Source organism: Bartonella sp. HY406 (assembly GCF_025449315.1).
Classification (GTDB): Bacteria; Pseudomonadota; Alphaproteobacteria; order Rhizobiales; family Rhizobiaceae; genus HY038.
Map to the genome: position 1 here is coordinate 1998021 of NZ_CP104893.1, position 26890 is coordinate 2024910.

Consider the following 26890-nt stretch of genomic DNA (forward strand, 5'->3'; position numbering starts at 1 on the left):
AAAAGTTACTCGAGGTAAAAATGCCGCAAGTTACCGATAATAATAAACGAAATAGTCCCAATCTTTATAAAAATAAATGTTCAGATTTAGCAACAAGAATGGTTGCTTTTAACAGTGAGACAGGCAGTAGAGGCGAAGCCGAATTTGCGGACAAATATATTGGGCTTTTAAAAGAAATACCCTATTTCAACCAAAATCCGCACAATATTGTTAAATCACCAAGCCATGGCGAACCGTTAACCTCGAATGTCTTAGCGCTAGCAAGAGGGAATGGTAAAAAAACGCTGATATTAGCGGGGCATTTTGATACAGTATCAATTGATAATTATCATGAATTACAAAACCTTGCTTGCGAAAGTGAAAAACTTGCCGAAGCCTTAATCGAAACCTTGGCGAATAAAGTGCGTTCTGAACAAGAAGAATGTGCCTATCAAGACTTATTAACCGGTCAATTTTTGCCCGGCCGCGGTATGCTTGACATGAAAAGTGGACTTGCCGCTGGCATCGTATGTGTTGAAGAATTTATTGCTGATACCCAACGCAAGGGTAACATTCTTCTCGTTGCTACCCCAGATGAAGAGCGTGAAAGTCGTGGCATGCGCTCACTGCGTGCTAGCCTTGCAACTTTTGTTAAAGAAAATGACCTTGAAATTGTTGGTGCCATTAATCTTGATGTAACATCCGATCAAGGCAACGGCAGTGAGGGGCGCGCAATCTATGCCGGCACAATTGGTAAATTATTACCCTTTGCATTTGTTGTTGGTTGTAGTGCCCATGCAAGCTACCCTTATGAAGGAGTAAGTGCTTTAGCAATAGGTGCTAAAATTCTTAGCCATTTCGAAGCCAATGCAGCCTTAGCCGATAAGAATGAGGATGACATTTCACCGGCCCCCATATGTCTTGAGGCAAGAGATTTGCGTGATGCTTATGAAGTAACAACGCCAGAGCGTTTTTGGTTGGCTTTCAATTGGCTTTACCATTCTATGAGAGCTGAAACATTATTTCATCATTTTAAAGAAGCCGTAGAAAAATGCGCAAACCAAGCTATTGAGCAATTTACCGAGCAAGCTAAAAACTACAGCTATATGGTTGGCAAAAAATCTGGCGCAGTGCCAGCTAAGCCAAAGATTATCGAATATGCAGAGCTACTGCAACAAGCCAAAGCGACTATAGGCGCAAATTTCGATGCACTGTATGAGCAAAAACAAAATGAACTAAACCAAACTGATAACCCGCTAACCGTAAGTCGTTTACTAACAGATTGGCTTATAAATCAAGCAAAGATAAATGGTCCTGCTATCATTATTGGTTTTGCTGGTTTACATTATCCTGCAAGCCATCTTGACCTCAAGCTCGATAAGGATAAAGCTTTCCACGCGGCAATTGATCATGCCAAGGAATCTTATCAAGACCTTGCAGATCAAGTGCTTACTTGGAAGCCTTATTTCCAAGGCATATCGGATATGAGCTTTTTGGGGCAAAAGGCCGATAAAAATAATTTAATTGCCAATAATACGCCCATTTCTCGTTTACAAGATAATCCGCCAAGCCAAAGCCTTAGCTTTCCTGTGGTTAATATTGGACCTTGGGGACGAGAATTTCATCAAAAACTTGAGCGTGTTTACGCACCTTATGCATTTGATCAATTGCCTAAGTTATTGGGCCAAATCGCTCGAGAAATTTTATAATCCCATAATATCAACATACTAATTTAGAGCACATTTAGCTTTTATTAAGCCGTTAATGTGCTCTAAATCGTTTATACGTAAAAGTGCCAATAAAATTGATACATGCAAACATGGGGTATTTAAATTTTTTGTATTTACAATATCCTTGCCAAAGCTATTGATGCTTTTTATAAAACACGCATGATAAATTTGCCGCCTTTACCCGTAACTGAAATTTTTGGATCGCTTCACGAGTGCATGAAAATGCATAATCGTGCAGTAATAGTTGCACCGCCCGGGGCAGGTAAAACGACACTTATCCCATTATTTTTACTGGATAAACTTAAAAAAAATCCTAATGGCAAAATAATACTTCTTGAACCGCGCCGCTTGGCTGCACGCGCGGCAGCAAGGCGCATGGCCGATTTACTTGGAGAGTCTCTTGGGCAACAAGTTGGCTACATCATGCGAATGGACCAAAAAATTTCTAAGGACACACGCATAATCGTTGTGACCGAAGGCGTTTTTGTTCGTATGGTGCTTGATGACCCAGAACTAAATGGCATTAGCGCCGTTATTTTTGATGAATTTCATGAGCGTAATATTGATGCCGATTTTGGTCTTGCACTAGCTATTGATGTACAAGAAGGTTTGCGTAATGATTTAAAAATCATCGTTATGTCAGCAACTCTTGATGGCGCACGCGTTGCCAGCTTGCTAGATAATGCGCAGATTATTGAAAGCAAAGGCAGAAGCTATAATGTTGATATTCGTTATAGCCCAAAAGCTAATGATGAACGCATTGAAGACGCCATGAGCCGCGCCATTATCAAAGTCTTAAAGGAAGAAGATGGCAGTATTTTAGCTTTTTTACCCGGTCGAGGCGAAATTGAGCGAACAAAGCAAAGGCTTCAAAATAGCTTAGGCGACAATCCAACCATCAACGGCAACAGCATTATTATTACTCCGCTTTTTGGAACACTCGATATAAAAGATCAAGATAATGCTATTCTACCCGCCCAAAAAGGTTCGCGTAAAGTTGTACTTGCAACCTCCATCGCCGAAAGTTCAATAACTATTGAAGATGTGCGCATTGTCATAGATAGTGGTCTTGCAAGAGTGCCAATATTTGAACCAGCAAGTGGTTTAACACGGCTTGAAACGGTGCGTGCCTCACGTGCATCCATTGATCAACGTGCTGGGCGTGCAGGACGTACCCAGACAGGCATTGCTATTCGCCTTTGGCTACAAGGGCAAAATGCCGCGCTTCCTGCCTTTGCAACGCCTGAAATACTAAATGCTGATTTATCCAACCTTGTTTTGGATTGCTTAGCCTTTGGTGTACAAGATCCCGCCAACTTGCGTTTTTTAAATCCGCCTCCCCTGCCATCGATAAAAGAAGCACGCGACTTACTTATCAAATTAGATGCAATTGACAAAAATGGCAGACTAACCCTAATGGGGCAAGCCATGCGTGCCTTGAGTTTGCCTGTACGCTATTCGCATATGGTATTAAAAGCCGCAGAAAGAGGGAAAGCTCAAACGGCGGCAGAGCTTGCACTATTGCTTGTAGAACGGGGACTTGGTGGCAATAATATTGATATTGATGAAAGACTGCGTTTTTTCCAACGTGATCGATCAAAGCGCGCCCAAGATGTGAAGCGACTTGCAAAATCCCTTGCGGATGAAGCGGCTCAATTATCAACAAAAAAGCAAAAATTGCCAAACAATAGCGATATTATACCAGCAAGCGAGTTTTTGATGGACGCGTGGCCGGATAGGATCGCCAAAGCACGCGCTAAAAAAGGAGGTTTTTTGCTATGTAATGGGCGCGGAGCCTATATGGATGCTGTTGAACCTTTAGCCAATAGTGCATTTTTAGTTATCGCCGACTTGACTGGTAGCGCTGAGCGCACACGCATATTAGCGGCGGCAAACCTTAGTGAAGATAGCCTTTATGCCCAACAGGGCAGCTCAATAAGCCAAGAAACACTGGTTTATTTTGATGAGCAAAGCCGCACTCTTCGTGCATTAGCGCGCGAAAATCTTGGCGCTATTTCTCTAAGTGAAAAGAATCTACCCAGCCCTAAAGGCGATATTGCCAACCAAAAATGGCTTGAAATAATACAACAAAAAGGTCTTAGCCTTTTAGCTTGGAGTAAAGATGCCAAGCAAATGCGGCAAAGACTATTTTGGCTATTTAAAGGATTGGGCGAGCCGTGGCCCGATGTAAATGATGACGCATTGCTTCAGCAATTAGATGAATGGCTTTTACCATTTTTAAATGGCAAGGCAGAGCTTAGCGCAATAACCAGTAAAATGCTAAGCGACGGCTTATATTCTTTGATCCCGTATCATTTGCAACGCGATTTTAACGCCCTTGCACCCACCCATTTTACCGCGCCGACTAGCTCAAAAATTGCAATTGATTATGAGGGCGAAGAACCAACTATTTCATTGCGCGTACAAGAACTATATGGCTTAATCACCCATCCAACAATTGCGGGGAATAAGATTCCCCTTATTATTGAACTCTTATCACCAGCGCATCGCCCTATCCAAATTACGCGCGATTTACCAAGCTTTTGGACTGGATCATGGAAAGATGTACGCAGTGACATGCGTGGGCGCTACCCAAAGCATTTATGGCCTGAAAACCCAGCCGAAGCTATGCCAACAACACGGGCTAAACCACGCGGCAGTTAATGTGTTTTTGCCGGTGTGAGTAAAACCTATCTAATTAAGACTTTAAGCTTTTAGGATTATATAAAAAAGAAATAAATTTCTTAAATATTTAAATGTTGGCTAAAAAGGATTTTAATGGTGTACTCGGCCTAATACTCGTTGTTTGCAGAATATATCAATTCCTATTTTAAAAATAGAAAACCAACTTCTTGATTGGTTTGAAATCGCTTAAACTTATCTCTCCAATTACCATTCAATTTAATTTTTTATTTATTTAATTCGAATATTAGTTTATCATAATTTAACTTTATAAATTTCTCATATTCTCATGTTGTGTTTTTTCGGAACAAAATATGGCTTTTATATGAATAGTTTAGTACCTGTTACTTTTATTATTTATTGAATAGCCGTCAAAATATTGACTAATTTAAATAATAACTATGTAATTAAATATAAATATAAAAATATAATAGGTTCAAGCGATGTACAAGCTGGAATCTGCGGTTGGGTCTCCTTTAATGTCGAAACATGTCTTTAAAAATCAACCATGGTTGATTAATACGCCAATTACCAAATTACTAATTTTCGGACTAACTTCGTTTTTTTTAAGTACTACCATACTATCCTCAAGCTATGCAGAGGATGTGGCTTATGATGGCACTGACAAATCAATATTACGAACAGATCCGACAGGTGGTAATTTAGGGCGCAGCCTATTTTCAGGCAACGGCACGACCACCAATCTTATTGGCAACACAATATCTGTAAATGATTTAACCACCGATGGCAGCTATGAAACACCCGGTTATATTTATGGCGGTATTAGCTATTTAACATCGGGTACTGGCAATGATGTTACCAATAATAGTGTCACTATATTTGGTAGCGCTAAAGCAGGGTCAGTTTATGGTGGTTATAGCTATTTAAGGACTGGCAATAGCGGCAATGCAACTGGCAATATTGTTACTATAAGCGACAACGCGCAAATCAGCCGAGGCGTTTATGGTGGGTATACATTTGGAAGAAATGCTGGATTTGCCAATGAAAATAAGGTTATTATATCTCACTCCGCGATAATTGGCGGTGATGTATATGGTGGCTATAGCTCAACTTTTTATGTCTCCACTGGTGAGACCTCAAGTAATGAAGTAACAATCTCGGGTAATGCAAAAATTAGTGGTATTGTTGCAGGTGGTGGGAATATTACGCAAAATGGCATCGCTAACAATGCCCTAAACAATAAAGTAACCATTTCGGATAATGCAGTTATTACAAGCTTTGTTTATGGTGGGTATAGCCAAAATACAGCTGGCGCATCGGGCAATACAAATAATAACATCGTTACGATAACCGGCAATGCACAACTCAATAAAAGCGTTTATGGGGGATATACCGAAGCCACACGTGGATTAGGAGGCGTCTCAACCAACAACACAGTAACCCTTAATGGGACCAATGCGGTTATTTCAGCTGATGTCGTGGGTGGCCGTAGCTATGGTACTATTGCTGGACAAGTCACCAATAATGAAGTTTTGATTAGCGGGCAGAATACAATTTCAGGATCTGTTTATGGGGGTAATTCATACAGCTATGCCTATAATGGAACATCAACACAGGTTGCAAGTAACAAAGTTTCTATATCCGGTGATACGGCGATAACCGGGAGCGTTTACGGTGGCATGGGGACAACTAGCCTCAATTCTAGCACCCCTACAACGACAACGGGCAGCAATATTACCAATAATAATGTTGAATTATCTGGAAAAGTTAATATTAAAGGCGATGTTTATGGTGGTTATAGCAATGCCATGAGCGGCTTTTCAGGCAATGCAACAAATAATACAATAACACTTAATGGTGAAAATCTTAACATTACAGGCCGAATTTTCGGTGGCTTTGGTAATCGCTCAAATACAAGCTCTGATTTTTTTACGGGTAACACATTAAATCTTAATGGCTATCGTGGCAGTGTTTGGGGCATTTATAATATTGAGAATTATAACTGGATTTTACCAAAAAATGTCGTCAATAACGACACCATTATCAATATTACAAGCCGGAATAATGTTGATCTTAATGGGACCAATCACACCATTGCTATGGAAAATGATGGTAATCGCCTTAATGTTGGTGATGAAGTTACATTGATCAGCAATGCGACAGGAACGCCATCCTCGGTTCCCACTCAAATAGAACAAGGGCTCTTTCTTATTTATGATGTCGAAGTAACAGTCGATGAAAATAATAAATTTGTCTTAAGAATTAAAGATGAAAATTCAGATAGTGGCGGTACAGACACTGGCGGCACCGATACCGGAGGTACTGACACTGGTGGAACCGATACCGGAGGCACTGACACTGGTGGAACCGATACTGGTGGAACCGATACCGGAGGTACTGACACGGGCGGCACAGATACTGGTGGAACCGATACCGGAGGTACTGACACTGGCGGCACCGATGCTGGTGGGACCGATACTGGAGGCACCGATACCAGCGGAACCGATACCGGAGGTACAGACACTGGCGGCTCTAGCTCCACAGAAGAGACCACAGCGCCTGAAGCTACCTTACCCAAACCCGCAGGGCACATTAATCCGCGCACTAAGGCATTTTCAGAAGGCCGCATTGCAGCAATGGCATTTTTAAACCAAGGCAGTGATCTTATTGCTGATTATGGTATACGTGCCGCACGCTCTGCTATTCGCCAAGCAGCTGAAAGCGGGCGCCCAACCAGCCTCATACCCTTTGCAATTATCAATGGTGGTTCCAGCCGATACAAAACAGGTTCCCATGTCGATATTGACGGTGTTAATGCAGCCATAGGTCTAGCAACGGGATACGAGTTTAAAAATACTAGTCTACTCACCATTGGCGGCTTTTATGAATATGGCAAAGCAAGCTATGATAGCTATAACTATTTTAGCAATTATAATGCCGTTCATGGTGATGGAAATATCAATTATAATGGTGGTGGTGTTTTATTCCGCTTAGATTTCGCCAATACTGGTTTAAACCGCGTGGCAAAGCTTGATATCAATGCCGCTGATGGGCTTTATATGGAAGGCTCATGGCGCGCCGGCACCATAAAATACGATTTTGATACGAATGATATTTTCGATGGCGAGGGCTATCGCGGCACTTATAACAGCCGTTCTAACTATCAAAGCGTTCATATTGCAACGGGTTATGTTTTTAACTTCCATGAAAAAAATAATCTTGATATTTATGGTCGTTATAGCTGGTCAAGGCTTAAAGGCGAAGACGTAAAAATTGGCAAAGATGGTTTAAATTTTAAAACGGCAGAATCTTCTCGCTTACGCGTGGGCGGCCGCTACAATTATCACTACAGCCAACAATTCCAGCCATTTGTCGGTGCTGCCTATGAATATGAATTTAAGGGAGACATTGCAGCCACAGCCTATAAGTTACAGCTAGATAGGCCAAGCCTTAAAGGTGGCACCGGTATTTTCGAATTAGGACTTAACTGGCAGCCATTACATCATAATAGAGACTTTACTATTGAATTTGTTGGTCAGGGCTTTATTGGGGAACGACGCGGCGGTAGCGGCGGCATAAAAATTAAATATGACTTTTAAAGTGATCAAGGCGATTTTAATGAAATGCAAATCATTAAAATCGCCTTTGAAAGGTTAACCTACTGATATTCTGTCTTATTTTTCATGTTTTATCGTAGCCTTACATTGAATAATTATCACTTAGCTAGGCAAGAGCCTAAAATATTAAACAGCTTTTGATTATTTGATTTAAATAATGTCAGCATAAGCTCAATGCAATAAAATGGCGAGAGAATATCTTTGCAAGAATCCAAAAAATTGCGATTAAGAACAAATCTTAAAAAATATCAATATTTTTAAGCTCATGGACTAAGGTCCAGCAAAAAATTTGGATATTCTGCAAGGGCATCAAAAATAAAGCCAACATCGCGATAAATTGACAATTGCAACAATAAACCAGTTGCAAATATAAAAGAATTTAACTATTTTTTATGGAAAATTATTTTTAGCTTTAAGCTCAAAAATGGCTGGGGTACCTGGATTCGAACCAGGGGTGCCGGTACCAAAAACCAGTGCCTTACCGCTTGGCTATACCCCAACATCATTTTTAAAGAACACTCTATCATGTCCTTGGCGCGTCTTATAGCTGCTTGATTTCATATGTGCAATATCTATTATTAAAAAAAATGCATATTTTTTGATATTTTTTTATTTTCTTTGCTAACCTATTTTATTTATTGCATAATTTTGTGCAATCCTTACAATATTTTTATTAACAACCTAAGATCAAGCCAATGAATGTGACCAAATGAGCATCGATTTCGATAAGGAATTTTCTCCAAATTACGATAAGGCAGTAAAAATCACCAATAATATACAATTACTTACCGCAAGAAATCCGAGCTCCTACACATTTCATGGCACCAATACATATATAATCGGCCAAAAAGATTTAATGATTCTAGATCCGGGACCAAATAATGACCAACATTTCGAAAATTTAATCAAAACGGTTAATGGTCGTCATGTCAGCCATATTATACTCACCCATAGCCATGCGGATCATAGTGACCTTGCCTATCGAGTAAGCCAATATTTTTCTGCCCCCATTGGCAAAGCGCCTCTTACACCCAAAAAAGATCAGCCTAACCAAGGCAAACAAAGTGGCGAAGCAACGAACAGCGATATAGAGTTTAATATCTCTCTTAATGACGACATGCTAATCAGCAATAGTGAAATAACATTGCAAAGCATTGCCACGCCCGGCCATGCTAGCGATCATATCGCTTTTGCACTCATGGGAGACGATATGTTATTTTCTGGTGATCACGTCATGGCATGGGCAACCACCGTCATCATTCCTCCTGACGGGATTATGCAAGACTATATGGCGTCACTTGAAAAATTAATGGGGCGCAGCGATAGCTATTATCTGCCCGGCCATGGCGGCGTAGTTACAAACCCTCAACAATTGATACGTGGCTTTCGTAGCCACCGAAAATTACGAGAAAACGCAATTCTTAAGCGGCTGCAACAAGGCGATACAACGGTTACAGAAATTGTTGCAGCAATTTATCGAAAGCTGGACCCAAGATTAAAAAATGCAGCCGCTCTTTCCGTTTGGGCGCATCTTATTGATTTACATCAGCGCAATCTTATCCATTGTGATACATCGCCGCTAATTAATAGCAGTTACTCTTCTCGTTGATCGCTTGGCGTCAATAGAACTTTAACATCAAGTGCTTCCATAAAGTTTAAAATGAAACGTGCATCAATGCCAAGATCATGGCTTAAATAGCGTGATGTTGCACGCATATCAACAAAGGTTGTATCACCTTCATCATTAAGACGAATTATGATATCAGACACAAAACCCAATACTGGTGTTTTGGCGGTTGCCTCAACTAATAGCATATTATCTTTGCCAACCTCTCCCGCTTGGCTAATATGCTTCCAACCCAAATCATCTATCACACTTAACACCGCAGGTAAAATCTTATCAGGCGATCCGTCATACCGCCTACCGCTAAGCTCTGGCCACATGGCAAGCTGCTCATTAGCCTGATAATAAAGGGATTGTTGCACAGGCAAAGCATCGCTTGGTCGGTTATTAGCAATAAAATGCGGCGGTGTTTCACTGTCGGTGGCAATATCGTAAAAGGGTGGAAAGACAAAATAAGCAACAGCTGCAGCAATAATCGGCAACAAGGCTAAAAAGGCCAAAATCAATCCTTTAATCGATTTACCGCCGCCTTTATCAGCCCTTTGCCAAAGGTCTAAAAAGCCCTTCAGTGCCAAAATAAATGCAACTAACCCTAAAAATGCTACACACCCAACCATAACAAAAAAATAGTCACTGGCAAGCACACCAAAGCGATGGCATATGGCAGCCAAGATTAGCAAAACAAGTGCCAGCCAACCAAAGCGCTGTGACCATCTTGCTGCCTTAGACGGCATTCTTTGAAATTTTTTACGCATATTTATTGAGTACCCTTAAAAAACTCGGCACAAGATTGTAGTGTTGGTGCACCTTGATTAACTCCAAGTCCTTGCGAAAGCGTTACAAAATGCATGCCTTGCTTTTTTAAATCTTGCAAAGCTTCGGCAACGCCTGCCCCCGAAGCGCGCGTTGGTTGATTCATATGGGCAATAGTAACATCGCCATCCTTTGCCGTTTTTAGCCGCCTTAAAACCATACTCGCTGAAAGCGATGCGCCTTGATCACCATTGATTGAAAAACCTGCAACATGAAACCCTAGATCTTCAATTAACTTTAGCGATCTTGTTGTATAGCGTGCTGCAGCTCCCCGATAAAACGGCTTAAACTGTGACATCAAACCCGATTTTTCAATGGCTTGCGCTCCACCTTCTATTTCTTCGCAAACAGCACGTAAACTGCCTGCCGTCTTTAACCCATAAATAGTCCCTGGTTCATCAATGGCTGGAATATGATTTTGCCCATGATTGCCAACTTCAAATAATTCGGGATGAGCCTTTATTTGCGCAATAACATCTGGATTTTTAACCAGCCAGCGCGCAGTTACAAATAATGTTGCAGGAATTTTTTCAGCAATCAAAACATCAAAAATACGACGATCCGTCTTTCCCATACATAAATCAAAAGTGAGTGCAATGCGTGGTGGATCAATATCCTTTTTAATGGCAAGATATGGCTCAATTGAAGATGTTTTTTCTACTGCCCAGCTTGGCATAATAACCATAGTACTGGTCATTAAAGCCACAGCTGTACTTATAAATTTATTAAAAGCTTTTTTTATCATTTTAATCAATGCGCAATCCAAAAACGCTTCACTTGTTTTAAGCCCCCCTAAGGTCAGGGTCTAGCACAGGTGAAGCGTAATTAAGCTAAAAGTCAACTTATTTAATATATCTTATGGGTCTTACCTTTTAATGCAGCTTGTGCCGCAGCTAATCGCGCTATTGGTACACGAAAGGGCGAGCATGAAACATAATCAAGCCCTTGCTTTTCGCAAAATGCAATTGATGCGGGATCCCCCCCATGTTCGCCGCAAATTCCAAGCTTGATATTAGCACGCGTTTTGCGTCCGCGTTCTGCCGCAATAGACACCAGTTCGCCGACGCCATCAATATCAATGGTGATGAATGGATCTTGTTCTAGCAAGCCTTTTTGCAAATAGGTATTAAGGAAAGGCGCAGCATCATCGCGCGAAATACCAAAGGTTGTTTGGGTTAAATCATTGGTACCGAAGGAAAAGAACTCTGCACTTTGCGCAATATCACTAGCCCGTATTGCCGCTCGCGGTAGCTCAATCATAGTACCGACCATATAGGAAAGCTGCATTTTCTGCTCACTCATCACCGCTTTGGCGACATTGTCAATTTGCGCTTTCACAAAATCTAATTCGCTCTTCAACCCCACCAAGGGCACCATAATTTCAGGCATTACCGCACTATTGGTGTTTTTAGCCGCAATAATTGCAGCTTCAAAAATTGCTCGTGCCTGCATTTGGGCAATTTCGGGATAAGTAATTGCAAGACGGCAGCCTCTAAGCCCGAGCATGGGATTAAATTCATGTAACGCATTGGCACGCTCGCTTAAATGCTTTTCATCAACTCCCATAACACTTGCAACCTCAGCAATTTCCTCTGCCGTTTTGGGCAAAAACTCATGCAATGGCGGATCAAGTAAGCGAATAGTAACAGGAAGCCCTGCCATAATTTCAAACAATTCAACAAAATCTGAACGCTGCATTGGGAGCAATTTGGCAAGAGCTGCCTTCCTACCATTTTCATTATCTGCAAGGATCATTTCACGCACCGCAATGATCCGTTCGCCTGAAAAAAACATATGCTCGGTACGGCAAAGACCAATACCTTCCGCACCAAAAGAACGTGCAGCACGTGCATCATTAGGTGTTTCGGCATTAGAGCGCACTTTCATCCGGCGCGCTTCATCAGCCCATTGCATGATAAGCGCGAAATCACCCGATAATTCAGGTTGTAGCATGGCAACGCGGCCAAGCAAAATTTGCCCACTACCGCCATCAATAGTAATAATGTCACCTTTTTTAAGTTCAACACCACCGGCAACCATTTTATTATTATGATAATCAACTTTAATACTACCAACACCACAAACACATGGTTTACCCATACCGCGTGCAACCACCGCAGCATGGCTGGTCATACCACCGCGCGTGGTTAAAATAGCTTCAGCGGCATTCATGCCATGAATATCTTCAGGACTTGTTTCAATGCGCACTAATATAACTTTACGCCCCTCAGCAGCGGCAGCTTCTGCGTCTTCTGATGAAAAAACAATTTCACCAACTGCAGCTCCGGGGGAAGCAGGCAGACCAGAGGCTAAAATTTTACGCGCGGCTTTTGGATCAATCGCAGGATGCAATAATTGGTCAAGGGATGCCGGCTCTATCCGCAATACCGCTTCTTGGCTAGTAATCAGCCCTTCTTGCGCCATTTCAGCCGCAATTTTTAAAGCAGCATTTGCTGTACGCTTACCACTACGGGTTTGCAACATCCATAACTTACCTTTTTCAATAGTAAATTCAAGATCTTGCATGTCGTGATAATGGGCTTCAAGCTTATGGGCAATATCGGTAAAATGGGCAAAAGCCTCAGGCATTAGTTTTTCAAGAGATGGCTTATCTGACCCCGCAGCAATGCGGGCAGCTTCGGTAATATTTTGCGGCGTCCGAATACCAGCAACAACATCCTCACCTTGCGCATTCACTAAAAATTCGCCATAAAGCTCATTAGCGCCGGTTGATGGATTTCTTGTAAAAGCAACACCCGTTGCAGAATCATCCCCCATATTGCCAAATACCATGGCTTGCACATTAACCGCCGTACCCCAATCTTCTGGTATAGAATGAAGTTTACGATAAATAATCGCCCGCGCAGTCATCCAACTAGAAAACACCGCGCCAATTGCACCCCATAATTGCTTTTGCGGGTCTTGCGGAAAAGGTTCACCCAATTCTTCTTCAACGGCATCCTTGTAAAGTTCGATCAAGGCTTGCCAATCAGCTGCGGTCATCTGGGTATCAGCTTCATAATTATGGGCTGCTTTTGCATGATCCAACAATTCTTCAAAAACCGAATGGTCAATATCAAGAACGACATTAGAATACATTTGGATAAAGCGACGATAACTATCATATGCAAATCGCTCACTCGCATGCTTAGCAAGTGCTTTTACCGTTTCATCATTAAGACCAAGGTTTAAAACTGTGTCCATCATACCGGGCATGGAAGCGCGCGCACCAGAGCGCACCGATAATAATAGCGGATTTTCGCGGTCACCAAATACGCGGCCAGTTAACACAGCAATTTCTGCTAAAGCCTTATCCACATCGGCTATCAACCCAGTTGGATAGCCGCGATTATTGCTATAATACCAAGTGCAAACCTCAGTTGTAATAGTAAAGCCAGGCGGTACAGGCAAACCAAGATTGCTCATTTCAGCAAGGTTTGCACCTTTACCACCAAGAAGATCACGCTGACGAACGGAACCTTCTGCCTTGCTATTACCAAAACTGTAAACCCACTTGGTCATTTTGGAAGATCCTTAAAATCGCGATAATCTATAATTGCGTAACATTATTAAAAGGCTATCAAACATAGTGAAAACTATAATTAAATACTTTTAAAAAAACAGCACTATGTCTTGGCTTTTAATAATGAAAAGAATACTTTCTATAAATAACAATGGTCAATAGCTAACTTTTAATTTATAACCATTCTATGATAAAACAGTGGGCTAAATATTAGATCCACCCATATTTTTTGGTTTAAATTGTAACAATGCAACACCAAGTAGAATAAATACCAAGGCAAAATAGGCTAAAATACTTATTTTTTCCCCAGCCAGAAACACACCAATAAAAAGCGCAATGATAGGCGGAAAATAGGTAACACTTGCAGCCGCAACCGCGCCAAGCTTTGCAACTATATAATAATAGGAAATATAAGCAAAGCCCGTTCCCAGTAACCCCAACCCCAAAACTAGCGACAACCACACTTTAGGGTATGCCCAAACAGTACCAATATTATTCATATCGGTAATAAAATATAAAAATATTGATGCAAGCCCAATTTGATAGGTGGTTAAAGCACTAGCAGGCAAGTTAAGCGGACTTAAATATTTCTTAGCATAAACGAATGATACGCCAACACTAAGCGACCCTAAAACCATCAAAAAAACGCCTTTCAAATCAACCTCTCCTTTTAACGACCAAGGCTGGGCAATAAGAACAACGCCAATAAAGCCGAAAAATACCCCTAAACATTTTAAAGCGGTGATTTTTTCTGCCTTTAAAAACAAAAAGGCACAAATAAAGGTAAAAATGGGAATCGCTCCACTTAACAACCCTGCCATACTTGAGGGTAAAAGCGCAGTACCTGCCGCATAAGCATAATAATAAAGACTTGTTGCCAAAAAAGACATAACAATAAAATGGTGAAGATAAAAAATATGATGCAATTTTATTGAACGGGTTATAAATGCAAATATAAAAACGGGAATAAATCCAAAAACGCAGCGCATGAAAACAATTTGCTGCGGATTAAGATATTGAGCCGACCATTTAACAAAAATAAAATTCGTTCCCCAAATAATCGCTATAAACACAAAGGCTAAAAGAGCTTGCTTTCTCATTATCCTACCGCCTTTGGCAACCCAGCATCATCGAAAATAGCAAACCTGCCCAATTGGCAGTTAAAAGCAATGGCAATAAATTGCGCTTCATATCAATCTGACTAAACAATAAACGAAGTATATTTTCTATTGTCATATTATTATCCTTTTGATAAAAATCGTTTTATCTCAGTTTATTAACTCGATAAACAAAGCCCAACAAATCATATTAACTCTTATCGACTGTAGATTTTCTATTGGACAGCATGAAAATTCCCTCACTTAACGGTCTTCGTGCCTTTGAAGTATCGGCGCGTCATCTCAATTTTCGGCTCGCGGCTGAAGAATTATCGGTAACTCAAGGTGCAGTTGCCCAAAAAGTGCGTGCGCTTGAAAAAGAAATCGGTATTCATCTATTTGATCGCTTGCCGCGCGGGCTTGCACTAACAAGTGCAGGAACAATTTATGCCGAAAAAATGCATGTTATTTTTTCGCAAATTAGAGAAGCAACTGAAAATATAAAACCACAGCCTATGCAGTTAACATTAAGCGTCACCCCGACATTTGCATCTAAATGGCTATTGCCGCGCCTACCAGATTTTACAAAAGCCCATCCTGATATCGACCTTATTATTCTTGCAACCGATAGATTATCCAATCTTGCAACGGATAATGTAGATATTGCTTTACGTTATAGTGCGCCGCCTTTTAGCAAAGAATTAAATGCGGTAAAATTTCTCGATCATAGTTTGGTTGCAGCGGCGAGCCCACTTTTATTAAATAAGATTGGCGATCCCCAAGTGAAGGATAACTTTGTGCAATATCAATTATTGCATGACATTCATGACGCATGGCCACAATTTATTGATACGTTTTTTGATGCACCGCGCCCGAATATAAGGCGTAATTTGCATTTTAACCAAACATCGCTTGCGATAGACGCGGCCCTTGCTGGACAAGGAATTGTGTTAACTAGCTTTGGCTTTATAAAACAAGATTTAGATGCCGGCCGGCTGGCTCTTGCATTTAACCATCAATTACTGATGGAAAAAGCTTTTTATATTGTTTACCTTAAACATAGTACCAAAAGACGTATTATTGAAAAGGTGAAAGACTGGATAATCTCGCAATAGCCGCGATAAATTGAATTAATCATAGCTATTTTCATAGATAGGAATAGAAAGCTTTTCGTGATAAAGTCTTTTTCGTTTGTAATTCTTTTACCATCCGAAACTTGTAAAGCTTGCTAAAATTCACAAAACAGGAACTCCCAGCCCATGAATTTACTAAAAATATTTGGCATTGCACTCACTTGCTGCTTAACCACGCCTGCATTGATTTCATCCGCTCTTGCCAATGATCCGCAAGCCTGTAAGACTGTACGCTTTGCTGAACCAGGCTGGACCGATATTTCTGCGACAACGGCGGTAACATCACATATTTTACAAAAACTTGGCTATGAAACCAAAACAACATTTTTGTCTGTTCCTATAACTTATGCAGCACTCTCACGCGGTGATATCGATGTATTCTTGGGCTATTGGTCTCCATCAATGGCGGCAGATTTAAAGCCTTATGCTGATAAAGGTAGCGTGGAAACTGTAAGGGTAAACCTAACTGGTGCAAAATACACCCTTGCAGTACCACAATATGCTTATGACGCCGGCCTAAAAAGCTTTGAAGATATTGCAAGATTTGGCAAAGACGTGAATTACGCAATTTACGGTATTGAACCTGGCAATGATGGCAATCGCATTATTATTTCTATGTTGGAAAAACATGCCTATGGGCTTGATCGATTTAAAATTATTGAATCATCTGAACAAGCCATGCTATCAAAAGTGCAAGGCGACATTGCTAAAAAGAAACCTATCATTTTTTTAGCTTGGGAACCCCATCCAATGAATACTCGCTTTGACATTGCCTATTTAAATGGCGGCGACGAGTATTTTGGACCAGATTTTGGCGGCGCGACAGTTAGTACCAATGTTCGCAAGAATTATACCAATGAATGCCCTAATGTTGGCCAATTATTGAACAATCTAGAATTTTCGCTTGCCATGGAAAACGAAATTATGGGCGACATTTTGGAAAAACACATAAAGCCAGAACTCGCGGCAGCAAGTTGGTTAAAAAACAACCCCAACGTTCTCGACCAATGGCTTGAAGGAGTTACCACATTTGATGGCAAAGAAAGCCTTGCATTGGTAAAAGATGCCATTAGCAAATAAAGCATCCAATAAGTCAAAATTGGTATATTTAAGGTTATTGAGATATTCTTAACATAAAAGCATTATCAGCATGTTTTAATCGCCAATTAACTATTATGTTGGTTATGGTTTTAAAAAACAAAATTTGCGGTATATAAGCCTCGATATAATTTACGTTAAATCCCGTGGATAGTTTATGACATTCACGGGAGATTGCCTATGTGTAGAAATGGAGATACCATTGGACTATTCTAATGCGGAAAAAAACCCAATTTTTGGTTTTTTTGAAATGGTTTTCACATGGCTACAAAATATTTTTGCTATAAAAATACCGATAGGTGATTATTGCGAGTGGCTATTTACTTGGCTTAAAGATAGCTTTAGCTTTCCTCTTGATTATTTTAGCACTAGCCTTGATGCAGTATTGCAATGGACATTGGAATTTTTAATGGCTCCGCCATTGCTGCTCTTATTTATAATGCTTTTTGCGTGGGTAATGGAAAAAACTTGGCGTTATAGAATTTTGCTTTTAACTGGCTTAATAGCCCTTGCAATTATTGATAGTTTTTTTACCCCCCTTTATAATACCATTCTTATTGCTGGCTTTGGCATCACGCTCGTTTTTTACCTTATAACTAGCCGCAATTTATCAAAGCAGCTACCTCGCCTATTATTGGGCGCAGTTGTTCTTGCTCTTACAATTATTACAAGATTGGTCAATATGGATTTTTGGCCACCAGAGGCTACACTTATTTTGATTTTCGCCTTATTGGGTTGGTTTATGCAAGAACGTATTAGCGTGGTTGTTCTCGTTGTTATTGCTTTGCTGTTCATTATTAATCAAGGTTATTGGCAAGATACGATGGAAACACTTTCAATCGTTTTTTGGTCTTGTCTTATTTGCATGTTTATTGGCGTCTCAATCGGCATTTATGCGGCCCACCACCGGCATTTTTATCGGTTTATCCAGCCTATTCTTGATCTGATGCAAACTATACCTTCGTTGGTTTATCTTATACCGGCTTTAATGTTTTTTGGTATCGGCATGGTACCAGGTATGATTGCAACAATTATCTTTGTTCTACCTGCCCCCATCCGTCTTACTGAAATTGGCATTAGAACCACTCCCCATATATTGCTTGAAGCTGGCCGTGCCTTTGGTGCAAGCCCTTGGCAATTATTATGGAAAGTTGAGCTTCCATCAGCTCTTCCGCAAATACGTGCAGCAATGACCCAAACAATTATGTTGGCATTATCCATGGTGGTGATTGCGGCCTTTGTTGGCGGAGGCGGTATTGGCGTTAAAGTTGTACGTGCCCTTAGCACGGCCAATCTATCCCTTGGCTTTGAAGCAGGCCTAATGATTGTAGTTATTGCCGTTCTCCTTGACCGCATGTTCCGCCCCGGCAAAACACGCTGACCATAAAAAAGCGCATTGAAAGGTAAATTTAAATGACCCGCGTTATAATCGACAATGTGTCAGTAGTTTTTGGCAAAAATAGACAGCAAGCTTTGGCTTTAGCCGATGAGGGCGCTAATAGAGGTGAGGTTGAAACAGCAACCAAAGGCATATTAGGCGTTCACAATTGTAACCTTACCATTGAGCAAGGTGAAATTTTGGTTTTAATGGGGCTTTCAGGCTCTGGAAAATCAACACTTTTGCGAACAATAAACGGGCTTATCGCTCCGGCACGCGGCCAAGTCATTATTGAAGATGAGAATAATGCTTATGATGTTGCAAAATTAAAAAAGCGTGAACTACAGTTTTTACGCACCAAGCTTGTATCTATGGTATTTCAACAATTTGCGTTACTACCATGGCGAAGCGTTGCAGAAAATGTAGGACTTGGCTTGGAAATAGCTAAAACTCCAAGACTCACCCGCGCAGAAATTGTAAAAGAACAACTTGCTCTCGTCGGTCTTGAAGAATGGGCCGACCACCCCATTAGTGCCCTTTCAGGCGGAATGCAGCAAAGAGTTGGTCTTGCGCGAGCTTTTTCCACAGGCGCACCGATTCTTTTAATGGACGAGCCATTTTCAGCTCTTGATCCGCTTATTCGCACCCACTTGCAAGACCAGTTAAAAGAAATTCAAAAGCGCTTAAATAAAGCGATTATCTTTGTCAGCCATGACCTAAATGAAGCGATGCGCATTGGCACCCGCATTGCCATTATGCGTGATGCTCGCATTGTCCAATATGGCACTCCACAGGAAATTGTCTTATCACCAATTGATAGTCATGTTGCTGAATTTGTTCAACATATTAACCCACTGACATTTTTAACAGCACGCGATATCATGCTTCCCTTCAACCGTGAAACAGCACGTGTTCGCGTCTCGGCCATGGCTAAAGCGACAACCCCTCTTAGCGAGCTTATCAATGCTTTAGCAAGAAGCCCGGGAGAGATTGGAATCGTTGAAAAAGGTCAAATCATCGGTAGTGTTTCCAACAGGGAAATCCTCACGCATCTTTCTCGGCGTTAATGTATTTTATGACTATACTTAGAAAAAAAACCCATATTTTAAGTTTAAATTTTAGCACCTATTAAATAAGAATGCCTTTTTACGCAAAAAAAATAAAATAGATGTCGGTAATTGATAAACTTCATTTGACAATAATACACGAATTAAATATCAATAAGATTAGTTAATGTTTTTTATCGGGGCAATAGGAATAGCTTATAATAAAGGCTATTTTAAAAAACATTAATTAAAATTGGCTAGCGGTGGGGTGTGCTTTTTAGTACATAAGCCTTTATTATCAATTCACTTGTTTTAGTCATCTGAATTGGGGGCTAGTTATCTTGATGGGATGTCTATGCTTGTGCATAGCCATTCATTGAAACATTCTGCTTGATGGATAACTGAATGACAAACAAACTTGCATTTAAAAATTTGGTTTTGAACACGGATAAGGCTAGCGGCCTTTTGACGGCAATGGCCAATGAAAAACGACTACAAATATTGTGCGAATTATCAGATGCGGAGCTTTCTGTTGGAATGCTTGCCGAAAAAGTGGACTTAAGTCAGTCTGCACTTTCGCAACATCTAGCTAAATTGCGTGCACTCAAACTCGTTACAACACGACGTGATGCACAAACAATTTATTACTCAGTTGCATCACCAATGATAACACCAGTATTAACGACATTGGAAACAATGTTTGCACGCAAACCATCTGTTAAAAATTAATTTTTCAAGCAAAAATATATTTTTTTAGATGACCGTTTATCCGTGTGTAAACGATAACAATATTGCCCAGCATTTTTTTGTTGGGCAATATTATTTGCCTCCACATATACTCATTACAACAATATCTATCCTTTATTTTCCTGAAAGTTAAGACAATTCATAGCCAATATCATTTATGGACCGCAAAAATGCGGTGAGGCTTTAAATGAGCATGGTTATCAGGAACCTTGGGGTGAATAAAACGCTTTTCTAATAATTCACGCATGCCCAATTTTTGCATTAACCCAAGTGAAGGCAAATTGACAGCAGCAGTAAAAGCAATAATCTCATTGACAGCAAGACGTTGAAAGCCATCATTCATGATATGTTGGGCTGCCTCAAAAGCAAAGCCTCGGCGCTGAAATTCAGGCAAAATAGGCCATGATATTTCAATTTTTCCAGCTGGTATTATTGACATTAAGTGCACCTCTTGCAATCCATATAGGTCAATAAGTCTACCAAATGCCTTGTCTTTTAAGGCATAGATCAAAAAACTAGTTTTTCATTATTTTCGCGTATTTGGTAAAATTTTTCAAATGCTTCGTGCTCATCTAACCGCTTTGGGAAAAAAACCATGACATTTGAATCATTATTTAAGCGATAAAAGGCTAAAAAATCAGCATCCTGCTAATTACGAATAATCAAGCGAGCTGTCTCCATTTATCTTATCTTTCTATTATTCTATATCTTTATCGAAATGCAAAATATTGATGAGATTGTTTTTCTACACTCTATATGGTGAAAAAAGCAGCTAATGTTTAACTACTATAAAAGCAGTGTAAGAGCGCATTTTACTACGCTCTATTTTTCAAAAATAATTAACCTTTAAAATCCACTATTCGATAACCTTGAATATATAAAAGTGCAGTTAAGTCGCTATAGTCAATTCGCATGGAAGCAGCTTCTGCAACAACGGGTTTTGCATGTAGTGCTACGCCAGAGCCTGCGGCTTGCAACATAGCAAGATCATTAGCGCCATCACCGACTGCCATTGCTTCAAGCGGGGTAATACTCAAGCGGTTACAGATTTCTAATAATTTATCAAGTTTTGCTTGTTTGCCTAAAATCGGTTCTTGTACAATACCAGTGAGATTTTCACCATCATGCAATAATTGATTAGAATTATGCTCATTAAAGCCGATTTTTTCACCAATGACAGAAGTAAACAACGTAAAACCACCCGATACCAAAGCAGTATAAGCACCATTTGCCCGCATTGTTTGTATGAGTTCGCGACCACCTGCCATGAGGCTAATGCGCTCATTAATAACTTTGTCAATGATTGTAAGCGGTAAACCTTTTAATAAAGCTACACGCTCGCGTAATGCGGGTTCAAAAGCAATCTCACCATTCATTGCACGTTTGGTAATGTCGGAAACATGATCGCGAAGCCCTGCTTCCTCTGCAAGCTCGTCAATACATTCTTGCTCAATCATGGTAGAATCCATATCAGCAAGTAACAATTTCTTGCGGCGCTTTTCTACTTTTTGCACAACTACATCGATTGGCTCCCCATCAAGACTTTCCAGTAAAGTTTGATAGGCTTCCTCTTGCGATATGCCTTGCTTTAATGGCATATCAAGAGCAATATTATCAGCAAGCCAATAAATAGCACTTGCATTAACACTTTGTGAGGCTTTTTCAGCCAATGCAGGTGTTAAAACTGGATCAACCGGATTGGCAATGAGCGTAGCAATAAGAGGTTCACTATTAGGCATGGATCAGAACTCCGCGAACACGCAAAAAAACAATATTATTTTGATAGCCGGTCCGACAGCCAGCGGCAAGTCACAATTAGCAATTGATCTAGCTTTAGCCTATGATGGTGTCATCATTAACACAGATTCCATGCAGATTTATGATGTTTTAAATCTTTTAACCGCACGCCCCTCGCCTCGCGAACTCGCGCAAGCACCTCATCATCTTTATGGACATGTTTCCCCTAAGCTATTTTTTTCTACTGGCCACTGGTTAGAAAATGTTCAACAACTTTTATACGATAATCAAATCGCCAACAAAACGCTCATTTTTGTAGGTGGTACAGGTCTTTATTTTCGCGCGCTAATCGGCGGCGTTGCACAAATGCCAGAAATACCAAATCATATTCGTGAAAAATGGCGTAATGCTTTAATTGAAAAAGGCGCTCCAACTTTACATGAAGTTTTAAGTAGGGAGGACCCAATAACCGCAGAGCGCCTTAATCCAAATGACGGACAACGCATTGCAAGGGCTTTAGAAATCGTTGAGGCGACCCAAAAATCTATAACTTGGTGGCAGGCACAAAAGACACAGCCCTTAATCAATGCTGAAAATGCGATTAAAATTGTCTTGGCACCCGAACGCCAAAGCAATAAAAGCCGCATCAGCCTACGCCTTGATCAGATGGTAAAATTCGGCGCATTGGACGAAGTAGAGGCGCTTTTAGCACTTGACCTTGAGCCCTCAATGCCAGCAATGAAAGCTATTGGCGTGCGTGAGTTTTCTAATTTTTTAAGTGGCAAAGCCCCATTGAATGAAGCGTTAGAGCGGGCAAAAATTGAAACCCACCAATATGCCAAACGACAAATGACATGGTTTCGCAATCAATTTAAAGAGGATTGGCAGCATTTTGAAAGTAGCGACAAAGCATTTATTTCTTTAAAAAATCTGATGGGTAGTTAAAGCGCTAATTATGAATGCAATCAATCTTGGCAGTGAAACAGATACCGCATTAATATTAAAAATCAAACGATATTTGCATGATAAAAATGCTACTCTTGTAAAACATGATTGGGCGCTTGCGGGATCTCAAGCAATTGAGACATGGCTATTTTGTATTGATGATCAAGAGATTAAAATAGAGTTTGAGACTTATGAAGGAATTATGGCTTATGGTACACCCCAAACTTTGAAAGCTTTACTTACCTATTTAGCAAAAGGGTAAAAAAACTTGGTTTTTAACTTAGCTTCGTAAAAAGTCGACATGGTAAGAGTACATATTGAATGTTCACTTTTTAATTATGTCGTTTATCATCAGGCAGAAATATAAACTTATTTTATGCAGAATAGATTTATCCAAATAATAAAATTACATAAAAATAGTTATTGACGAATGGAAATTACGCGAATATGCTATTTTCATGAAAAAGTTTCTTATTATTCTTGTGGTGTGGATGCGCATGGAGCTGGTGGTGTAACCACCCGGCACAAGCCTCCCATGCGCAAAACCAGGCTCCCACAAGGGGGCCTTTTTTATTTTTAATATCAGCAAAAAACGAGTAACAGCAATGATAAACGACCAAAAACCGAAAAAGACAAGAGATGGGCAGGAAATGTCAGGGGCGGAAATCGTAGTTCAGGCGCTTATTGATCAAGGTGTCGAACATATTTTCGGTTATCCGGGCGGTGCTGTACTTCCAATTTATGACGAAATTTTCCAGCAGGAAACATTCCAACATATTTTGGTTCGCCACGAACAAGCAGCAGGACATGCTGCGGAAGGCTATGCTCGCTCAACAGGTAAAGTCGGTGTCATGCTGGTAACATCGGGTCCTGGAGCAACTAACGCCGTCACACCACTACAAGATGCTTTAATGGATTCTATTCCCCTTGTTTGTATTTCAGGACAAGTTCCAACTTCATTAATTGGCACAGACGGTTTTCAAGAAGCCGATACCGTTGGCATTACCCGTCCTTGCACCAAGCATAATTGGTTGGTGAAAAATGTAAATGATCTTGCAAAAACAATCCATGAGGCATTTCACATTGCCCGCACTGGCCGCCCCGGACCTGTGCTTATTGATGTGCCAAAAGATATTCAATTTGCAACAGGTATTTACACAGCACCAAAATCTATGCCGCGCACTAGCTATCAGCCCGTGCTTGATGGCGATGCTACTGCCATTGAATATGCGGTTCAGCTTCTTGCAGAAGCAAAGAGGCCTGTAATCTATTCAGGCGGCGGCGTTGTGAATTCTGGGCCCGATGCGATTCGCCTATTGCGCGAAATGGTGGAATTTGGTGATTTTCCTATCACGTCAACCTTGATGGGGCTTGGCTCTTATCCGGCAACCGGTAAAAATTGGCTTGGCATGCTTGGTATGCATGGCACTTACGAAGCGAATATGACCATGCATGATTGTGATGTTATGGTAGCGATTGGTGCGCGTTTTGATGACCGTATCACCGGCCGGGTTGACGCTTTTGCGCCCAATGCCCGTATTATCCATATTGATATTGATGCGTCATCTATTAATAAAAATATCCGTGTTGATGTACCAATCATTGGTGATGTTGCCCGCGTATTGGAAGATTTGATGCGCCGCTATCGCGCAGTTCAACCAAAACCCGATGCACAATCACGCGCGCAATGGTGGCAAGAAATTAACAAATGGCGCCGCCGCAATTCACTTGCCTATCGCGAAAACCGCGATGTCATCATGCCGCAATATGCGATTGAGCGCCTTTATGAGCTTACCAAGGAACGCACCCCCTATATCACCACTGAAGTTGGTCAACATCAAATGTGGGCGGCGCAATATTTTGGTTTTGACAAGCCAAAGCATTGGATGACTTCAGGTGGCCTTGGCACCATGGGCTATGGTTTTCCTGCGGCAATTGGTGTGCAAATTGCCCATCCTGATGATTTGGTTATGTGTATTGCAGGTGACGCATCTATCCAGATGAACATTCAAGAATTAAGTACCGCTATCCAATATAATGCCGCAGTAAAAGTATTTATTTTGAACAATCATTATATGGGCATGGTGCGCCAATGGCAGCAATTATTGCATGGCAACCGCCTTTCCAACTCCTATACTGAGGCTATGCCAGATTTTGTGAAACTAGCTGAAGCCTATGGCGCAAAGGGCATTGAATGCAGCAAACCAAGCGAACTTGATGATAAAATCATTGAAATGATCGAGACTGATGGTCCAGTTATCTTCAATTGTAATGTGGTTGCGCTTGAAAATTGTTTCCCGATGATACCATCAGGGCGCGCGCATAATGATATGCTCTTGCCAGATGAAGCAACCGATGAAGCTGTAGCCAACGCCATTGATAGCGAAGGACGCGCACTCGTCTAATATTGAAACACAAAAGCCTTGGCGCTGATCAATTTGGCGCCAACACTGTTTTTCAAAACCTATTTATAGCATTTGCTAGAAAGAATAAGACCATGAATACCCAAAGTCTTAAATTCGGTTCAGCTTATTTCATCGAGGCTGATAATGATCCCTTGGAAAAGCACACATTAGCGGTTTTGGTTGATAATGAGCCCGGAGTTCTTGCGCGTGTCATCGGCCTATTTTCCGGTCGTGGTTATAATATTGAGAGCCTTACCGTTTCTGAAACCGAGCAAGAGCAACACCTATCGCGCATCACGGTGGTAACACGCGCAACACCGCATGTTATTGACCAAATTCGCCATCAATTAGAACGCATCGTGCCCGTTCACCGCGTCATCGACCTTGAAGAGCGCGCTAAGGAATTGCGTCAAGATGCACCGATCGAGCGCGAGCTTGCCTTGGTTAAAGTGTCTGGCAAAGGGGTAGACCGCGTTGAGGCGCTGCGGCTTGCCGATGCATTTCATGCTAAAGTGGTTGATGCCACCGTTGACCATTTTATTTTTGAAATTACCGGAAAATCGTCAAAAATCGATCAATTTATTTCGATTATGCGCCCATTGGGTTTAATTGAAATTTGTCGCACGGGTATTGTTGCGATGAATCGCGGCGTGCAAGGCATGTAGTTTTGCTTAATCAGCCTAAGATTGACATAAATATTAAAGGAGTGTTTTTTGATAAGATCAATGAGCACTCTTTTTTTATAGTGGGCGCATTTGATTTTTTAAAAATCAAATAAACAAGACGAACGATGATAAATAATGACATACCTCTCTTTCAGGCTTTCAAATGCAAGGTGTATATAAGTGAGGTTTTCAAATTTTTATAAAGGGAATAAGTGATGCTTGATGATGAAGATAAAAGTGATTTTACTGACCCATATTTTGGAACGTTTAAATATGATGAAAGCCTTGAATGTTTTGAAACTTGTCGAGCAAACGGGAAATATGGTTATGGTTTAAGTATTCCTTCTCGTGGATTTTTGGAAAAATTGCATAGCCTTGCAGGTCCCCAATCCACAAAGATAGAAAAAGCAAAGATTTTTGCCTGTAGCAAATTATTAGAGCTTGCCAATCAATGGGCACATCAGGCAGCAGAATTGGCCAAAGAAGAAGGCGATGAAGCCAATAATATACCCTTAACTATCGATCAAAAATCTTTTGTCGAAACACTCATTATAACCCAGATTTGTATTAATGAACCTGATGAGTTTGATTTTTGGTTCAATTGTAAAAATGAAATGTTCACCGATCATGGCATATTGGTAAACGGTGATATTGAAAATGGCTTTATCGATGCCACTATCGTTTAAAATTTTTATTCGTAAGCAATATTC

The 26890-nt window shown here is 40.8% G+C and carries 21 protein-coding genes and 1 tRNA gene; 14 read left to right on the forward strand and 8 right to left on the reverse strand.

The annotated features are described in order from the left end of the window. Positions 1-20 precede the first annotated feature (20 nt). From N6B01_RS08470 to N6B01_RS08480, 3 genes are all read left to right on the forward strand, one after another. A complete protein-coding gene (locus tag N6B01_RS08470; protein WP_262078280.1) occupies positions 21-1688 on the forward strand; it encodes a M20/M25/M40 family metallo-hydrolase in 1668 nt (555 codons plus the stop codon). 180 nt (positions 1689-1868) lie between these two features. After that, complete coding sequence (gene hrpB / locus N6B01_RS08475; RefSeq protein ID WP_262078281.1) at positions 1869-4373, forward strand: ATP-dependent helicase HrpB; 2505 nt, start codon at positions 1869-1871, stop codon at positions 4371-4373. Between the two features lie 461 nt (positions 4374-4834). After that, the gene (locus N6B01_RS08480) at positions 4835-7951 is read left to right on the forward strand and encodes a hypothetical protein (protein WP_262078282.1); all 3117 of its coding nucleotides are present in this window, start codon (positions 4835-4837) and stop codon (positions 7949-7951) included. A gap of 443 nt (positions 7952-8394) precedes the next feature. On the opposite strand, the gene N6B01_RS08485 is transcribed toward N6B01_RS08480, so the two are convergent. Then, a tRNA-Gln gene (locus tag N6B01_RS08485) sits at positions 8395-8468 on the reverse strand. A gap of 210 nt (positions 8469-8678) precedes the next feature. Here N6B01_RS08485 and N6B01_RS08490 point away from each other — a divergent pair. Further along, positions 8679-9578: an MBL fold metallo-hydrolase gene (locus tag N6B01_RS08490; RefSeq protein WP_262078283.1), complete on the forward strand. Its 900-nt coding sequence runs from the start codon at positions 8679-8681 to the stop codon at positions 9576-9578. On the opposite strand, the gene N6B01_RS08495 is transcribed toward N6B01_RS08490, so the two are convergent. From N6B01_RS08495 to N6B01_RS08515, 5 genes are all read right to left on the reverse strand, one after another. Next, positions 9563-10348 carry a DUF1499 domain-containing protein gene (locus N6B01_RS08495; RefSeq protein ID WP_262078284.1) on the reverse strand — a complete coding sequence of 262 codons (786 nt, stop codon included), beginning with the start codon at positions 10346-10348 and terminating at the stop codon, positions 9563-9565. The genes N6B01_RS08490 and N6B01_RS08495 overlap by 16 nt on opposite strands. A 2-nt stretch (positions 10349-10350) precedes the next feature. Then, positions 10351-11103: a polysaccharide deacetylase family protein gene (locus N6B01_RS08500; RefSeq protein WP_262078285.1), complete on the reverse strand. Its 753-nt coding sequence runs from the start codon at positions 11101-11103 to the stop codon at positions 10351-10353. A gap of 149 nt (positions 11104-11252) precedes the next feature. Beyond that, positions 11253-13928: a pyruvate, phosphate dikinase gene (ppdK, locus tag N6B01_RS08505; protein WP_262078286.1), complete on the reverse strand. Its 2676-nt coding sequence runs from the start codon at positions 13926-13928 to the stop codon at positions 11253-11255. A gap of 204 nt (positions 13929-14132) precedes the next feature. Then, a complete protein-coding gene (locus N6B01_RS08510) occupies positions 14133-15029 on the reverse strand; it encodes a DMT family transporter (protein WP_262078287.1) in 897 nt (298 codons plus the stop codon). A 4-nt stretch (positions 15030-15033) separates the two neighbouring features. Then, positions 15034-15165 carry a hypothetical protein gene (locus N6B01_RS08515; RefSeq protein ID WP_256434226.1) on the reverse strand — a complete coding sequence of 44 codons (132 nt, stop codon included), beginning with the start codon at positions 15163-15165 and terminating at the stop codon, positions 15034-15036. A 109-nt stretch (positions 15166-15274) separates the two neighbouring features. Between N6B01_RS08515 and N6B01_RS08520 the strand changes: the two genes are divergently transcribed. The 5 genes from N6B01_RS08520 to N6B01_RS08540 all read left to right on the forward strand — a co-directional run bounded on the left by N6B01_RS08520 (position 15275) and on the right by N6B01_RS08540 (position 20410). Next, positions 15275-16141, forward strand: coding sequence for a LysR substrate-binding domain-containing protein (locus tag N6B01_RS08520; protein ID WP_262078288.1), 867 nt, complete (start codon positions 15275-15277; stop codon positions 16139-16141). Positions 16142-16285: 144 nt separating this feature from the next. Next, positions 16286-17239 carry a choline ABC transporter substrate-binding protein gene (locus N6B01_RS08525; protein ID WP_262078289.1) on the forward strand — a complete coding sequence of 318 codons (954 nt, stop codon included), beginning with the start codon at positions 16286-16288 and terminating at the stop codon, positions 17237-17239. 652 nt (positions 17240-17891) lie between these two features. Next, a complete protein-coding gene (locus N6B01_RS08530) occupies positions 17892-18638 on the forward strand; it encodes an ABC transporter permease (protein WP_262080623.1) in 747 nt (248 codons plus the stop codon). A 32-nt stretch (positions 18639-18670) separates the two neighbouring features. Continuing rightward, positions 18671-19702 carry a quaternary amine ABC transporter ATP-binding protein gene (locus N6B01_RS08535; protein ID WP_262078290.1) on the forward strand — a complete coding sequence of 344 codons (1032 nt, stop codon included), beginning with the start codon at positions 18671-18673 and terminating at the stop codon, positions 19700-19702. A gap of 384 nt (positions 19703-20086) precedes the next feature. Then, on the forward strand, positions 20087-20410 hold the full coding sequence (locus tag N6B01_RS08540; RefSeq protein ID WP_182417357.1) for an ArsR/SmtB family transcription factor: 324 nt from the start codon (positions 20087-20089) through the stop codon (positions 20408-20410). Between the two features lie 169 nt (positions 20411-20579). Here the strand turns inward: N6B01_RS08540 and N6B01_RS08545 are convergent, their stop codons facing one another. Together N6B01_RS08545 and serB are read right to left on the reverse strand one after the other, a co-directional pair. Further along, positions 20580-20867 carry a GNAT family N-acetyltransferase gene (locus N6B01_RS08545; protein WP_262078291.1) on the reverse strand — a complete coding sequence of 96 codons (288 nt, stop codon included), beginning with the start codon at positions 20865-20867 and terminating at the stop codon, positions 20580-20582. Between the two features lie 400 nt (positions 20868-21267). Further along, positions 21268-22167 carry a phosphoserine phosphatase SerB gene (gene serB, locus N6B01_RS08550; protein WP_262078292.1) on the reverse strand — a complete coding sequence of 300 codons (900 nt, stop codon included), beginning with the start codon at positions 22165-22167 and terminating at the stop codon, positions 21268-21270. Here serB and miaA point away from each other — a divergent pair. The 5 genes from miaA (at position 22166) to N6B01_RS08575 (ending at position 26866) form a co-directional block, all read left to right on the forward strand. Further along, positions 22166-23110 carry a tRNA (adenosine(37)-N6)-dimethylallyltransferase MiaA gene (gene miaA / locus N6B01_RS08555; RefSeq protein ID WP_262078293.1) on the forward strand — a complete coding sequence of 315 codons (945 nt, stop codon included), beginning with the start codon at positions 22166-22168 and terminating at the stop codon, positions 23108-23110. The genes serB and miaA overlap by 2 nt on opposite strands. Before the next feature lie 10 nt (positions 23111-23120). Next, on the forward strand, positions 23121-23372 hold the full coding sequence (locus tag N6B01_RS08560) for a hypothetical protein (protein ID WP_262078294.1): 252 nt from the start codon (positions 23121-23123) through the stop codon (positions 23370-23372). 343 nt (positions 23373-23715) lie between these two features. Continuing rightward, on the forward strand, positions 23716-25515 hold the full coding sequence (locus tag N6B01_RS08565) for an acetolactate synthase 3 large subunit (protein ID WP_262078295.1): 1800 nt from the start codon (positions 23716-23718) through the stop codon (positions 25513-25515). A gap of 92 nt (positions 25516-25607) precedes the next feature. Next, entirely contained in the window at positions 25608-26180 is a 573-nt protein-coding gene (gene ilvN / locus N6B01_RS08570) for an acetolactate synthase small subunit (protein WP_182417364.1), read from the forward strand. 215 nt (positions 26181-26395) lie between these two features. Further along, positions 26396-26866, forward strand: a complete 471-nt coding sequence (locus N6B01_RS08575; protein ID WP_262078296.1) for a DUF2262 domain-containing protein — start codon at positions 26396-26398, stop codon at positions 26864-26866. Positions 26867-26890 lie beyond the last annotated feature (24 nt).

Bases quoted from the DNA above. Each gene is read 5' to 3' on its own strand.
- N6B01_RS08470 (WP_262078280.1), top strand. From the start codon at position 21: ATGCCGCAAGTTACCGATAATAATAAACGAAATAGTCCCAATCTTTAT.
- hrpB (WP_262078281.1), top strand. From the start codon at position 1,869: ATGATAAATTTGCCGCCTTTACCCGTAACTGAAATTTTTGGATCGCTT.
- N6B01_RS08480 (WP_262078282.1), top strand. From the start codon at position 4,835: ATGTACAAGCTGGAATCTGCGGTTGGGTCTCCTTTAATGTCGAAACAT.
- N6B01_RS08490 (WP_262078283.1), top strand. From the start codon at position 8,679: ATGAGCATCGATTTCGATAAGGAATTTTCTCCAAATTACGATAAGGCA.
- N6B01_RS08495 (WP_262078284.1), bottom strand. From the start codon at position 10,348: ATGCGTAAAAAATTTCAAAGAATGCCGTCTAAGGCAGCAAGATGGTCA.
- N6B01_RS08500 (WP_262078285.1), bottom strand. From the start codon at position 11,103: ATGACCAGTACTATGGTTATTATGCCAAGCTGGGCAGTAGAAAAAACA.
- ppdK (WP_262078286.1), bottom strand. From the start codon at position 13,928: ATGACCAAGTGGGTTTACAGTTTTGGTAATAGCAAGGCAGAAGGTTCC.
- N6B01_RS08510 (WP_262078287.1), bottom strand. From the start codon at position 15,029: ATGAGAAAGCAAGCTCTTTTAGCCTTTGTGTTTATAGCGATTATTTGG.
- N6B01_RS08515 (WP_256434226.1), bottom strand. From the start codon at position 15,165: ATGACAATAGAAAATATACTTCGTTTATTGTTTAGTCAGATTGATATG.
- N6B01_RS08520 (WP_262078288.1), top strand. From the start codon at position 15,275: ATGAAAATTCCCTCACTTAACGGTCTTCGTGCCTTTGAAGTATCGGCG.
- N6B01_RS08525 (WP_262078289.1), top strand. From the start codon at position 16,286: ATGAATTTACTAAAAATATTTGGCATTGCACTCACTTGCTGCTTAACC.
- N6B01_RS08535 (WP_262078290.1), top strand. From the start codon at position 18,671: ATGACCCGCGTTATAATCGACAATGTGTCAGTAGTTTTTGGCAAAAAT.
- N6B01_RS08540 (WP_182417357.1), top strand. From the start codon at position 20,087: ATGACAAACAAACTTGCATTTAAAAATTTGGTTTTGAACACGGATAAG.
- N6B01_RS08545 (WP_262078291.1), bottom strand. From the start codon at position 20,867: ATGTCAATAATACCAGCTGGAAAAATTGAAATATCATGGCCTATTTTG.
- miaA (WP_262078293.1), top strand. From the start codon at position 22,166: ATGGATCAGAACTCCGCGAACACGCAAAAAAACAATATTATTTTGATA.
- serB (WP_262078292.1), bottom strand. From the start codon at position 22,167: ATGCCTAATAGTGAACCTCTTATTGCTACGCTCATTGCCAATCCGGTT.
- N6B01_RS08560 (WP_262078294.1), top strand. From the start codon at position 23,121: ATGAATGCAATCAATCTTGGCAGTGAAACAGATACCGCATTAATATTA.
- N6B01_RS08565 (WP_262078295.1), top strand. From the start codon at position 23,716: ATGATAAACGACCAAAAACCGAAAAAGACAAGAGATGGGCAGGAAATG.
- ilvN (WP_182417364.1), top strand. From the start codon at position 25,608: ATGAATACCCAAAGTCTTAAATTCGGTTCAGCTTATTTCATCGAGGCT.
- N6B01_RS08575 (WP_262078296.1), top strand. From the start codon at position 26,396: ATGCTTGATGATGAAGATAAAAGTGATTTTACTGACCCATATTTTGGA.